The organism is Stenotrophomonas sp. 1L-E-5-B-C3 (assembly GCF_057292075.1).
This window is the reverse complement of record NZ_JBXAWS010000007.1, coordinates 78,491-93,461: the sequence shown is the minus strand read 5'-3', so window position 1 is coordinate 93,461 and position 14,971 is coordinate 78,491. Positions and strand designations below refer to the sequence as shown.

The following is a 14,971-nucleotide window of genomic DNA, read 5'->3' as shown; positions in this document are numbered from 1 at the left end:
CCCCATGTTCTCATCATCACGCTCACCATCGCCCTTGGGAGAACTTCGTCCAGTCGATCACCGGAGTCTGCGGAACCTCGACTGGCTTTCGATAGATTTTTTCAAGCTCTGGCCTCGCCATCCACCCTGCAGGCACGTATGTGCAGTACCACCCGCAATCTGACATCGGAGCATCGACCAACCCTGATGTCCTGGTTGGCATGAAGAACGACGCCGCAGCATCCAGCACACCCTTCTGCGCCGCCTCCCCATTGACTGCAGAAACCCGGGAAGCCAGGTCGGCGATGTAGTTGGCATCGCCCAGCGCCTTGCCCTTGGACGCTCCCGTCGCTGCCTTGTAAAGGGCGAGACTATAGGCCAGATAGGCATCCCGATGCGTGTACGGGTTGTCCGGATCGTTGATGCCTTCATCCTGTGTCGATGCTTTGGCATGCCCCAGGACCGGCTTGAACTGCGTGCCATCGCGTTGAACGTGGGCAAACGAATCGCCAAAGAGGTGCAACACCCGTTGCGTCTCAACATTGTCGAGAATGGCCCTCTTGGCCTCGGGATTGTTCTCGTTCCTCTTGATATCGGCCAGGATCACAGCAACCTTTTCCCCCAGTTCCGCCTGGATGGCCCTGACTGCTTCCGGGTCCATTTCGCCACCCAAGGCATGGTTGTGTTGCTGTGGCGTGCCCTTGAATTTTGCCCAGGCAACGTTGAAAGGCGTGATGGCGTTTCGTCGATCCGTGTCAGGCGCCCACGTTGCAGCCGCAATGCCCTTTGCGTCGCTTTCCGTGAAACCACTCAGGTAAAGAATCGTCGCCGTTGTGGAGTAGTGCCCCACCTCTCCCCAGTTGTTTTCGACCGCGTTCTTTGCGGCGTTGTTGCCGGCAGCAGCGCCCAGCATGCCGTCCTGGAACGTGCCAAGCATTGCCCCGCCGATTCCGGCAACGGTGCTGACCGCTTCTTTCTCGCTGGCGGTCAGGTCCTTGCTGTCCTTGCCGAACATGAACCTGGCGATGGAAGGGGCTGCCGCTTCGGCACTCCCGGCCGCCAACGCACCTATCAGCGCATTGTCTCCGCCGGCTGACGCCACCGCAGCACCGAGCAAGGCGTGGGCCAGCAGATGCGTGGCGCTTCCCTCTTCACTGCGGCTTCCTCCATCAGCCATGTTCCTGTCGGCGTTCTCTTTGAAGTACTGACCGATCTGATAGGAAATCGCAGGTGCCAACGTGCCCGCCACAATGCTTCCCGCACTGCCCGACGAAGCCGCGAGACCCCCGGTGATCGCCCCAACCAGCACACCGGCCCTCTGCAGGCGATCAATCTCACCGCTGGCCGCCACGCCAACTGCAATTAGCTGGGCCTCGCGTTCCGGCGTCAATGCGGCGCGCTGTTCCGGGTCGTTCAGAATGGCCTTGACGGCTTCCCGGCGGTCCGTTGCTGCGTCGATCGACGCATTGATATCGGAGCGGATCTGCATCCCTACACTCACCACGGTGCCGGTCGCCTGAGCCATCGCGCGCTGCTGCTGCAGCATCTGCTGCAGGTCCGGCAGCGTATCGAGCGCTTTGTGTGCGGTACTGGCGTCGGTGTTGATCCCAAGATCGGCCGCATCGACCTTCTTGCCACCGATGGTGATGTTGCCGCCGGTCAGGGTGGCGTAAGTGGTGGAACTGTCATGGCCGCTCTCGGTCATCGGGATGCCCGGGCTGAAGGTCGTCGTGTTGGCTTTGCCGTACCCGCCGGTGGTGATGGTGTTGCCGATGTCCTTCAACTGGCCTGCGGCATTCGGTGCCGCTATCGGATTGCCGTCCGCATCGGTGGCCACCTTGCCGGTCGACCCGAAACCTCCGCTGATGCCAACCGAACTTGCGCGGTAATCCATCTCGTTCTTCAGATCGGTGAAAGTCAACGTCTGTGCAGTCAACTCACTGTTGCCCGTCTGGGTGCTGGCAATGGCGCCGCCAATCAGATTCACATGGCCGGCATCCACGTGGTAGCCACCATCACCGGCAAACAGGCCACTCTGCTGACCGACGCCCTGGTAGCTGCCGTTGGCTTTGCCGGCACTGGCATAGCCGTTCACGTTCCAGGCAGTGCCGAAAGATACCTGCACGCGGCCCCCTACCTGGTTGTCCTTGGACATGCTTTCGGCGATGTCCTGCAGCGATTCGATGGTCAGCGTGCCACCGGTCTTGACGTCGATGCGGTCCGCGGTGGCGGTGGCACCACGCAGGGTGGTATCTCCTTCCGCCTTCAGCGAGATGGTGCTACCGGCCAGCGTGGTGTTCTGCCAGGTGCTGCTTTCCGCATTCGACTTGCTGCTGCCCACGCTGGCCTCGGCGTAGACATAGACGCCGGTCTGCGCGCCGACCGACACGCCGACACCCACTTCGGCCCCGGCGTTGCTGCCTTTGCTCTTGCTCTGCAGGTTGGCCTGCCCCGCTTCAAGAAGGATGTCGCGCGCCGAGTCCAGCGCCAGCGTACTGCCCGCGCTCAGGCTGCCCTGCACCACGTGGATGTCGCCTTGGGTGCTGGTCAGGTTGACGTTGCCGCCGCCCTGGATGGTCGAACCGCGCGAGACCTGGCTGCTGCCATCAGCGCTGCGGCTTGAGGTCTTGAAGCCCACTCCCGCTTCCGCACTGAGCAGGGAGCCGCCGCCAGCGCCCTTGGCCATGTCTGCGATCGCACTCGCCGACTGGTAGGCGTTTGCGCTAGCCGCCAGGCCCTGCATCGCCTGCAGGCGACCGTCGGATTTGCGTGCGGCATCGACGTTGTTGAGCAGATCGATCAACGGCGATTTCACTCGTGCGAACGCACCGATCTTCAGGTCCTTGTCGCTCTGCGAGTAGTGCCCGCTTTCATCGGCGGTCAGCAGTTCGATCTGGGCGGCGGTGATGTTCACGTCCTGGGCCGCGACCACATTGCTCGCTGTCTGCGTGTATTTTCCGCCCGCGGTAAGGTTGACGCTGCCGCCGAGGCTGCCGACGGTGCTGGCCACCTGCGAGACTTGCGCGCTGTCGTCACGGTGCTGCTCGCGATGCCAACCGGAGAATTTCTCGGTGTCGGAAATCTGGACAGTGCCGATCGCCTTGCTATCCGAACGGTTGGCATTGCCGACCGTATCCTGGCCACTACGGATCGTGAGATCGCCTGCGGCACGGATGTTGACGTCCTTCTCGGCCGCGATGTTGGCGGCGGTCAGGCGGATATCACCCTCGGTGGTGGCCATGCGCACGCCACCGCCCACCGACAGCTGGGTACCGGTGATGGTGTCGCTCTGTCCGGCACCATCGCTGCGCGAGTTGTTGGTGCCAAATGGCAGGCCGGCCGAGTTGGTGGAAATACCCCAGCCCTTGCCACGGCTGTCACTGCTGCTGCGCTCCGTGTTGTGCGCCACGTCGAACACGATGTCCTTGGTGGCCAGCAGCGCGGCATCACCCTCGGCCGACATCTGCGCGCCCTGGCTGGTGATCGAGCCGCCATTGGCGATCAATGTGAGATTGCCTCCCGCGTTGAGGTTACTGACCCGTGCATCACTGCTGGAGTGGCTCTGGTTGCTGTTGGACCTCTGGCTGCCGGCCGTGATCGCCGGTAGCACGGCCGCCGACACGCCGGCCGCCACGCCTTCGGCGGTACGCGTAATCCGGCCCATCATCGTGCCGCTGTCGGCCATGCCTTCGGTAGCGTTGTCGCGTGCGGTGCGGTACGCCTTGGCCGGGTCGTAGGTGACGCCCACCGAGAACCCGCTGGACTTGCTCGACTGGCTGGCCTGGGTATCCACCGTGTCCTGGCGGGCAATCAGGTTGATGTCCCTGCCAACCAGAGTCAGGTCCCTGCCGGCGGCCACGTCGGACGCCGCGATCGTCAGCTGGTTGCCCGCATTGATCAGCACGTTGCCTTCGCGCGAGGCGATGGCCGAACCAACCTGGGTGGTCGACTGTTCGGCGGTGCTGCTGCTGTTCTTCGAGCTGCCATAGCCGATCGATGCAGTGCCATTGGCGAAGCCACCGGTGAAGCCGGACTTCTTCTTGCTCTGGCTGGACTCGCTGCTGTGATGGTCTTCCGCGGAGGCGATCAGCACGTTGTTGCCAGCACCCAGGGTGACGTTGCCGGTGGCGTCGATCACCGTGCCGACTGCGGTCAGGTCATGGCCCGCGTTGACATTGACCGCCTTGCCCTGCAAAGCGGTGCCAATGGCGTAGCTGTCGCTGCTCTCGGCGTGGCGGGTGGTGGTGGTACTCGACAGGGTCTTCTTTTTCTTGTCGTAGCTGTCCAGGCTGAAGTCATGCGTCTCGCTGGCCGAGAGCAGGTTGACGTCGCGACCGGCCACCACGCTCAGCGTGCCATCCGAACTGGCGACCTGGGTCGCGGTCAGATTGATATCGCGAGTCGCTTTCAGCACAACATTGTCACCAGCAGACAACTGGCTGCCACGTACGATCTCATCACTCTGGCTGATCTGCAGTGAACTGCGCTTGCCACCGGCATTGAAATCGCTGCTGCTGCTGTCCACCAGTACCTGGCTGTTGATGTCGCCGCCAGCCTGCAGAGCCATGCCACCGCCGGTCTTGATACGGGTTGCGGCCAGGTTGATGTCCTTGCCTGCGACCAGCAGCACATCGCCAGCGCCTTCAATCGAAGACACCGCGTGCGTGGTCTGGCTGTTGCTGGTGTAGTTGCGGCTGTCGTGGTTCAGCGCGCTGCTCTGGCCCAGCGTCTGCGCGCCCAGGTCCAGATTGCCACCGGCAGCCAGCTGGGTGATGCCATGGGTGCCGGCATTGCGGATCTCCGCTGCCTTGAGGCCGATGTCGCCGCCAGCCACCACCGACAGCACGCCATCGCCACCGGGATTGGTGACATACAGGCCAGCCACCCGATCGAGCGTGGTCTTCTGCTGCGACAGGCGATCGCCCTGGTCCTTCCATTCCGTAGTGGTCGAGGCCACGGTGATGTTGCCGCCGGCCTTCAATGCGAGGGCATCGGTGGCCTTGACGGTACTGCCGATGATGTCGATGTCCTGCCGCGCCGACAGGCCCACCTGGGCACCGCTGATCTGGCCACCGGACAGGTTGCGGATGTTGCCGGCATCGATGCTGACCAGCTGGCGGCCGGCAATCGTGCCGCTGTTGACCAGGTCGCCGCGCAGCTTGATGTCCACTTCGGCACCGGCCAGCAGTGCGCCGTCGTTGCCAAGGTCGCCCGGCATCACCCGCAGGTAGACCTGCGGGACCAGCGCGCGGACCACCGAGCCATCAGCCAGGGTGACGTCCTTCTCCACCAGCCAGACGATGTCGCTGGTCAGGCGTGCCATCTGCTCGGCCGTGAGCGCCACGCCGGGTCGCAGGCCCCATTCGCTCGCGACAGTGGCACCTGCCTCCAGCAACGCGCGGTACTGCTCTTCGTCGCTGCCGTGGCCGGTAAGGAAGCGGCGGCCGGTGAGCTCGCCGATCTGCTCGCGTACCAGCTTCTGCTCATAAAAGCCGTCACCCAGGCGCTTCTGCGTCTGCGCGGGATCAAAGCCTGCGCGCTGCAGCAGGTAATCCGAGCTGAGCCAATCACGGTAGCTGGCAAAGCGCGGATCGGTTTCCACGATGTGATTGCCACGGTTGGCGTCCACGTTGAACAGGCTGGCGGTGGGTGCACTGGCATTCGGGCTGGTGGTCACCACCACGCGCGGGTCGGTCCCGGTTGTCGTTGTAGCCTGCTTGCCCTCCACGGCGGTGTTGCCACCACTGCCGGCATGCTCCCCGGCGCGGACCGCCGCCGGGCCATTGGCATTGGCCTGCCCGGCCTGTGCCGCACTGATGTCCTGCGCCGTGCCGGCACCGCTGCCGGCATTGCCGGCCTGGCCGGGGCCCTGTGCACCGGCTGCATCCGCGCGGACACCGTCGGCCTGGGCTACCGCCTGCTGGTGGCCGCCATTGGCGCCCTGCGCCGCGCCGGCCGTGCCCGGCCCCTGCGCGTCCACGCTGCCCGCACCCTGGCCGGTGCTCTGGCCAGGCCCCTGCACGCTGCCCGCGCCCGGACCGACCGCACCCGCACCGCGGCCGCCGGTATCCAGCTGTGCCGTGCCCTTGCCACCACCGGCGTTGGGGTTGCTGCCACCGGTGTTGTCGTTGCGCAGGTTGCCGACATCAATGGTGAGCTTGCCGCCCGCCGTTATCGACGAACCCAGCGCACCGGTCTTCTCGGTGATGGGGGCCGCCTTCCAGCGGCTGGAGGAGCCACCGTAGGTGATGGACACGTTGTCGAACGTGCTGGTGCGGGTCAGCTGCTCGGCTGCGTTGATCACCTCGGACTGGTCACGGTTCAGGCCGACAATGGCCAGGTCGCGACCCGCGGCGATGTTGGCGAACCGGTTCTCCAGCCGATCGGTGCTGATCCGCATGTTGCCGCCTGCATTGATCACCGCGTTGTTGCCTGCCGAAACCACCACATCTTCCACGGTGGTGCGGGTGGCAACGCGGGTCTTCTCGTTGCCGCTGGTGTCCTGGGTATGACGCTGCATGTTGATCAGCATCGATTCCGGATTGTCATAGTCCGGATAGGTGATGATCTGCACGCAGGTGGTGGTGCAGGTACCGTAGGCGTTGTTGTACCTGAGGGTATCGGTCACGTACTCGATCGGCGGCGAACCGGGACCGCGGGTGGACAGGTCGCGGAAGGGATCTTCCGCACCAGCGCCGAGCTGATCGGGGTTGCTGCGGTTGTCTGCACGGCCGACGTAGTAGACCGTGACGGTGCCGTCCTGCACGTTCAGGCGCTCGCGCGACGCGCGCGCACCGTACGCGCCACCGCGGGCGAAGGCGTAGGCACTGGTGTTGCTGGTCAGCCGGATAACCGCCTTGCGGATCTGCTGGCCATCCGGGGTGACATAGGGGGTGTCTTCAAGGATGTCCGACGGATCGAGGTAGTAGATCTCGTACGGCTGGTAGTTCGACGTCGCGCGGAAATCACGGTTGTTGTTGGTGGCGTTCTTGAACCAGCCGGGCTGCTCCAGCCGGACCGGTGCATGCACGGTGGTGACCTTCTCCACGACCACGTTCTCGCGGATGTTGTTCACCGCCAGCGCGGACAGGTCCAGATTGCCGCTGACCTCGATGGTGGAACCGATGTTGTCCACCTTCTGGGCACTGCCTACCGCGCCCAGGCCGTTCAGGGCGCCGCCGATCGCGGCGTCGCCATCACTGAAGATCAGGCTCTTGCCGCTGTTGGTCAGCGTGCCGACGCCCAGGTCCAGGCGCTGGCGCGCGGCGATGGTGCCTGCACGGTCCACGCCGCCGATGTTGGCGGCGAGGTTGTTGAGCGAGCCCGCCTGGATGGCGACACGGTCACCGTAGATGCGGCCGCTGCCGATGTTGTCGACGCTCGCGGCGGTGATGTGGGTGACGTTGCCGTCCAGCAGGCCGTAGTTGACGAGTGCGCCACCCGCTGCCAGGCGGGTCAGGCCGATGCTGCTGATCTCGCCGGTGGAGGCGTTGGTGATGTTGCCGGCATTGATGTTGACGTTGGCACCCGCCAGCTTGCCGCTGTTGTCCAGATTGCCCTGGATGGACAGGCTCAGCGTGCCGTTGGCCACCATTTCGCCACGGTTGGTGTGGCTCTGGCCCAGCTCCAGGGTCATGTCACCCTGCGACATCAGCCGGCCATCACCGATGATTTCGCGGGTGCGGAGGGTCTGCTGCCTGCCGGCCACCAGGGTGCCGCCGCTGTTGACCAGGGTATCGGCGCGGACATCGGAGGTCAGCGCCGCCGACACCTGGCCACCGCTGTTGTCCAGGCGCTGGTTCACCTGCAGCAGCAGGTTGTCGGCAATCACCTGGCCGTTCTGGTTGTCCAGGTTGCCGGTGGTCACCTGCAGGTTCTTGCCCTGCAAGCCCAGCGCAGGGCCATTGGCCTGGCTGAGCGTATTGCGGTTGTCGATGTAACCGGCCTGCAGGTCGAGGCGGCCGGTCGCCGCCACCAGCCCGCCACTGTTGAGCAGGGCGCCCTGCAAACCGATGTCGGCATTGCCACCGGCGGTCACGCTGCCACCGCTGTTGGCCAGCTGCTGCGCGCGCAGCAGCAGGTCGGCTGCACTCACCAGCGAGCCGCCGCCACTGTTGTCGATGTTGACGGCCTGCACGTCGACGCCGGCCTTGGCGAACACCGAGCCGCCTCGATTGTCCAGATCGCCACTGCGGATCTGCAGCGTGCCACTGCTGACGATGCCGTTGCCATTGGAAGCGGCATTGGTCAGCCGCTGTTCGGAGGTGTCGATGCTGAGCGCTGCCGCCGACTGCAGCAGGCCACCGGTGTTGTCCAGCGCACCACTGCGCAGCGCTGCATTTCCGGAAAGGCTGGCAATGATGCCGCTGCGGTTGTCCAGCGCCTGGCCGCGGGTATCCAGCTGCAGGTCGTTGGCGATGATCCGGCCACTGTTGTTGTTCACGCCGCTGGCCGAGACCTGCAGGTGCTTGCCGGCCTGGACCAGGCCGCCTTCGTTGCGCAGCAGATCGGCACTGGTCAGCTGCAGGTTCTGCCCTGCCGCCACGGTACCGCTGCTGTTGTTGATGGCCTGTGCCTCGGCCAGCAACGCGCCCCCCGCAGACAGGGTGCCCTTGTCGCTGTTGTCGAGCAGGCCGTCAACGCGCACGGTCAGCGCGCTGTTGCCATCGCTGTGCACGGTGCCGCCGCGATTGTCGAGCGTGCCCGCGCTGATGCCTGCATCGCCCGTGGTCAGGATGCGACCACCGCGATTCTCCAGCGCATGGGTGATCGCCAAGGTGCTGCTGCCGCTGCCGGCGGCCTGGATCGTACCCAGGTTGTTGAGCAGTTGCGCGCTGCGCAGATCCAGCGCGCCATTGCCGGCAAGCGTGCCACCGCTGTTGTCCAGCCGGTCGCGCGCAGACACCTTCAACGCATCAGTGCCGGAGGCGATGATCGAACCGCCCGCGTTGAGCAGCGTGCCGGTATCCACAGCGATGCGGGCAGCGGACAGCGTGCCATCACGCAGGTCGGTGGTTTCACCGGTCAACTGCAGGGCGCCATTGCTGAGCAGCTTGCCGCCCTGGCCATTCAAGGTGTGCGCGTTGATCGCCAGCGTGCCGGTACCGGCCTGCTGCACGGTACCGCCGGCATTGCCGAACAATGCGCTGGTCAGGGTCAGGTCGCCATTGCTGGCGATCAGGCCGTTGCCGCCGTTGTCCAGCGAGGTGGTGGCCTGCACGGTGCTGGCCTGCGTGCCCGTCGCCAGCAGCTTGCCGTTCTGATTGTCGAAGCGGTCGGCGTTGACGGTGAAGTGATCGGCATTGAGCGTGGCACCGCGGTGGTCCACGCTCACCGCATCCAGCTGCAGTGCGCCTGCCGTGGCGATGCTGCCGCCGGCCCCGTCCAGCTGGGTGGCCTTCACGGTCAGCATGCCCTTCCCGGCATGGACGATGCTGCCTGCGGCATTGACCAGCTGCCCGGCGTCCAGGCGCAGGTTGCCGGCATTGCTGGCGAGGGTGCCACCGCCGTTGTTGAAGCAGCCCGTGACCGTGATCCGGCTGTCGGAGGTCCCTGCCGAACTCAAGGTGCCGCCTGCGTTCGACAGCGAACCGGCGTTGATCTGCTGTGCGCCGTTGGCGGCGATGGTGCCGCCGTCATTGCCGAGCGCACCACGCACCTGCAGCGACATCGCCTGGCTGCCGGTGGCGTTCAGCGTACCGGCCGTGTTGTCCAGCTGGCCGGCCTCGATGCTGACCTGCTGCGCGGCAGTGGTGCCTGCGCTGAGATCCAGGGTCTCGCCCTTCAGCTGCAGCTCGCCGTTGCTGACGATGCGACCGGCGTGGCCCTGCAGCGTGGTGGCATCGATCTGCAGCAGGCCGTCACCGGCCTGCTCGATGCTGCCGCTGCGGTTGTCCAGCGAAGTTGCCGCCACCTGCATGCCCGCGCCGCTGGCGATGACGCCCTTGTTGCTGTTGTCGAGCAGGCCATCGGCCTTGACCACCAGCCGGGCAGCGCTGTGCAGCGTGCCGCCCTGGTTGTCGATGCTGCCGGAGCTGATGCCAAGCCCGCCGTTGGCCAGGATGCGGCCGCCGCGGTTGTTGATGTCCTGGCCGATGATCAGCTGGCTCGCCGCTGTACCCGCCGACTGCAGCGTGCCGCCCGCGTTGACCAGCGCGGCACTGCGCAGGTCCAGCGCGCCATTGCTGGACACGGTACCGCCACTGTTGTCGATCCGTTCGCGCGCGCTCAGCCGCAGCATGTCATTGCCGGTGGCGGTGAGCGTGCCGCCGGCGGTGATCAGGGAGCCGGTGTCTATCTCGATCCGCTTGGCGGAGGTGATACCCGCGCGCAGGTCGGTGGTGGTGCCCTTGAGCAACAGGCTGCCATTGCTGACCAGCGTGCCGCCGGTGCCGTTGAGCGTTCCGGCGTCGATCGACAGCACGCCTTCACCGGCGTGCTGCACGGTGCCGCCGGCATTGCCGAACACCGCCGCCTGGATGCTGAGGTCGCCATTGCTGGCCAGCAGGCCGCCCTCGCCGTTGTCCAGCGTGCCGACCACGTTGATCGTGCTGCCCTCGGCACCGGTCGCGATGACCTTGCCGGCGCGGTTGTCGAAGGACTGTGCGTCCAGCGCGATGCGCTCGGCCTGCAGGGTGGCACCGCGATGGTCCACGCTGCCCGCCTGCAGGGTGATGCCGCCTGCGCTGGCGATGCTGCCGCCCTGGCCGTCCAGTTGCCCGGTGCGCAGCAGCAGGCCCTGGGTGCCGGCGTGGCTGAGCGTGCCCTTCACGTTGGCCATGTGACCGGCATCGATCTTCAGCGCGGTGCCGTTGCTGGCGAGCACGCCGTTGCTGTTGTCGAACAGGCCCGCTACGTGCAGCTCGGTCGTGGCGCTGCCCGCCGAACTGAGCGTGCCACCACGGTTGGAGAGTTCGCCGGCTTCGATGCGCTGCGCACCGTTGCTGGCGATGGTGCCCGCGTCATTGGCCAAGCGGCCGCTCACCTGCAGTGCCAGCGTCCCGCTGCCGGTTGCGCGCAGCGCGCCTGCGCTGTTGTCCAGGCTGTCGGCCACGATATCGAGCTGCTCGGCCGCCACGCTGCCGCCGCGGAGATCCAATGACCCGCCCTGCAGTGACAGCGCGCGGGCGGCACCGATGCTGCCGCCCTGGCCCGACAGCGTTTGCGCCTCGATGCGCAGGTTGCCGTTGGCGGAGATCGAGCCGCTGCGGTTCTCCAGCTGCGCGGCGCGGATTGCGGATGCAGCATCACCGGCGGCAATCAACTTGCCATGGTCGTTGACGAAGCGGCCTGCGTGCACATCGATGGCCCCATTGCTGCCCAGCGTTCCGCCGGTATTGTCGAGCAGGCTGCGGGCCTGCAGCTGGAGCGCCTGGGTGCCAAGCGCACTCAGCTGGCCACCGGCGGTGATCACGGTGTCGCCGTCGATGCTGATGCGCTGCGCGGTGGTGGTGCCGTTGCGCAGATCGAGGGTGTCGCCCTGCAGCTCCAGCGAACCGTTGCTGAGCAGGGTTCCACCGGCGCCGGTCAGGTCCTGCGTGGTGATGACCAGGCTGCCGGACCCGGCCTGCTGCACGGTTCCGCCGGCATTGCCGAAGGTACGCGCGTGGATATCCAGGTTGCCATTGCTGGCGAGGGTGCCGCCATTGCCGTTGTCCAGCGTGCCCTGCACGCGCAGCGTATTGCCGCCGGTACCGGTGGCGATGATGCGCCCGCCGCGGTTGTCGAACCCGGTCGCCGTGATGTCCAGCTGCGCGGCAGCCAGCGACGCTCCCTGGTGATCGACCTCGGCCGCAGTGAGCTGCAGGGCGCCGGCAGTGGCGATCTGCCCCTTTGCTCCGTCCAGACGCCCGCTGTCGATGATCAGGCCGTCGCTGCCCGCATGGCTGAGCGTACCGCCGGCATTGACCAGCGCGCCGCTCTTCAGCTGCAGGTGGGCGGCATTGCTGGCGATGCTGCCGCCACTGTTGTCGAGCGTGCCGTCGACCCGGATCTGCGAAGCCGCCGTTCCCGCCGAATTGAGCGCACCGCCGCGGTTGGACAGCGCACCCGCCTGGATCTGCTGCGCGCCATTGGCGCTGATGCTGCCGCCGTCGTTGCGCAGCAGGCCCTGCACCTGCAGCTGCATCGCGTTGTTGCCCAGTGACAACAGGCTGCCGCCGCTGGTGTCCAGGCCGGTGGCCGTGATCTGCACCTCGCGGGCGCGGGTGGTGCCCTTCTGCAGGTCCAGCTGCTGCCCGCTCAACTGCAGCAGGCCATTGCTGGCGATGCTGCCAGCAGCTCCCTGCACGGTGGTCGCGTCGATCTGCAGCGTGCCGGTGCCGGCATGGTCGATGCTGCCGCTCTCGTTCAGCAGGCCATCGGTCTTGATATCCAGATCGCCATTGCCGGACAGCAGGCCGCGCTGGTTCTGCAGCCGCTGGCTGGCGTGGATGCGGCTGGTGCCGGTGCCTGCGGCGATCAGCTTGCCGCCGTCGTTGATGAGGATGCCGCTGTTGATGTCCAGCGCACCATTGGCGCCCACGGTGCCGCCGCTGTTGTCCAGGGTGCGCGATACCTGCAGCTGCAGCGCATCGCCGCCGGTCGAGGTCAGCGTGCCGCCGGCGGTGGTCAGGTCTCCGGCGCGCACATCGATGCGCTGCGCGGCGGTGGTGCCATTGCGCAGATTCAGGGTGTCGCCGTGCAGCTGCAGCGTGCCGTTGCTGAGAACGGTGCCGCCCTGGCCCTGCAGGTTGGCGGTGGTGACGCGCAGGTTGCCGGTGCCCGCCTGCTGCACGGTGCCGCCGGCATTGCCGAAGGACGCTGCATCGATCTGCAGGTCGGCATTGCTGGCCAGCAGGCCACCGTCGCTGTTGTCCAGGTGATTGCGGACGTTGAGCGTGCTGGCCTGCAGCCCCGTGGACAGCACGCGGCCGCCGCGGTTGTCGAAGTCCTGTGCGCTCAGGCCGAGCTGGCGGGCGATCAGCTGCGCACCGCGGTGGTCGGCGCGGCCCAGCAGCAGGTCTGCCGCGCCGGCGGTGGCAATGCTGCCCTGCACGCCATCCAGTACCTCCGCACGCAGCAGCAGGCCCTCGCTGCCGGCGTGGTTGATGCTGCCCCGGGTGTTGACCAGGGTGCCGATGTCGAGGCCGAGCCGCGTGGCATTGCTGGAGATGCTGCCCTCGCTGTTGTCGAGCTGGCCGATCGTCCAGATCGTGCCGGCACTGCCACCGTGGGCGAGGCTGCCGCCACGATTGATTGCCGATTGCGCCTGCAGCTCGAAGCCACGGGCGAAGGTCATGCGGCCGCCACTGTTGTCCAGCTGCTGCACCTGTGCGCTGGCCGCGCCCTGGACCTGCAAGGTGCCGCGCATGTTGCGCAGCGCCTGTCCCTGCACCAGCAGGGTGCTTACCCCCAGCGTGCCGTCGCTGTTGTCCAGGCTGTTGCGGGCGCTGAGCTGCAGGTCGCCACTGGCTTCGATGCGGCCGCCATCGTTGCCCAGCGTTCCTGCGATGTTGAGCACGCCGGCCGCCAGCGGCGGAAGTGGTGTGACCGGCAGGGTGCCGCCGCCGGTGCCGGGAGTGCCAGTGCCCGGGGTACCCGTGCCCGGAGTGCCGGTACCTGGCGTACCCGTGCCTGGCGTACCCGTACCCGGCGGGGTGCCGGTGCCGCCGGTGCCGGTGCCTGGCGAAACACTGGACACGGTGCCGATACGGCCCTGCAGGTTGCTGAGGTCGGCGGCCTGCAGCTGCAGCGCTTGCGTTCCAAGCTGTTCGATGCTGCCGCCGCGGTTGCGCAGCGCATCGGCATTCACTTCGATGCGTCGCGCATTGAGCGTGCCGCCACTATTGTCGACATCTGCCGGGGTCTGCACGCGCAGCTCGCGCTCGGCACTGAGCGTGCCGGCATTGGCGATGCCCGCGCTGGCGTCGATACGCAGGTCCTGCTGCGCATGCATCGCGCCGGTGTTCTGCAGCCGGCCGTCGGCGGTGACCACCAGCTCGCCGGCCTGGGCACCGATCTTGCCGGCATTGCTTACGCCCACGCCATGTTCGTTGCCGACCAGCCAGATGCGGTTGGCATACATGCCGCCCAGCGCGCCCACATCCAGCGCGAAGGTGGGCGCGGCGGACGTGGGCTTCTGCTGCTGCACGCTGCTGTGGTCGGCACTGACCACGTTGCTGCCCAGGCTGGCCTGCAGCTGGTTGGCCCAGATGCCGGCATTGACCTGCAGCGAGCGGGTGATGATGTCGGTGTAGTCGGCGCGGCTGGTATCCAGGCCCGTGCCACCGACGCCGATGCTGCCGCCTTCCACGCGATAGCCTTCCAGCACGCCATTGCTGACGATCGGCGTGCCGGTGGTCAGGGTCACCCGGCTGGCGTTGAGGAAGCCCGCGCCATTGACCTGGATCCCGGCCGGGTTGGCGATGACCACCTGCGCGCGGGTACCGGCAACTTCCACGTAGCCATTGAGATGGCTGGGATTGCTGCTGTTGACCTCGTTGAGGATGACGCGGGCGGTGCCGGTGGCCAGCCACGGATTGCCCTGTACCCAGCCGCCCAGCTGGGTCTGCACGTCGCCGCGCGAGTTGTTGAGGATGACGCCCTGCTGGCCGACATCGAACTGCTGGTAGGAATTGCGCGACACGCCGCCAGCGCTGGGCGTGGTGATATTCACCTGCGGCGTGCCATTGGCCGAGGTGATCACCGTCGGGCGCTGGTTTGCCGGTGCGCCGGGATCGGCGGCAATACGGCCCGGGTCGGCCGGCGCCTGCTGCGCCGACAACGGCTGCACCAGCCCCACCCATCCCAGCACCAGCCACAGCGCGAAACTGATCGGACGCAGGGTGCCGACCGCATGGCCCTCTCGACTGTCGGCACCACCGCGGGCGGCGTTGACCAGCTCGGACGCCACCTGCATGACCCCGAGCGTACGGTTGAAGACCAGACGGTAGACTTTGTTCACGGCGCTGATTCCTTTCGGTGCTGTTGGGTTGTGCGCGCAGCGGTCTGC

1 protein-coding gene is annotated in these 14,971 nt (G+C 66.6%); it reads right to left on the bottom strand.

Going from position 1 to position 14,971, the window contains the following annotated elements; translation table 11 throughout:
• Positions 1 to 22: 22 nt before the first annotated feature.
• The gene (locus tag AC0Z6F_RS11035) at positions 23 to 14,923 is read right to left on the bottom strand and encodes a hemagglutinin repeat-containing protein (protein WP_485617211.1); all 14,901 of its coding nucleotides are present in this window, start codon (positions 14,921 to 14,923) and stop codon (positions 23 to 25) included.
• Positions 14,924 to 14,971: the final 48 nt, after the last annotated feature.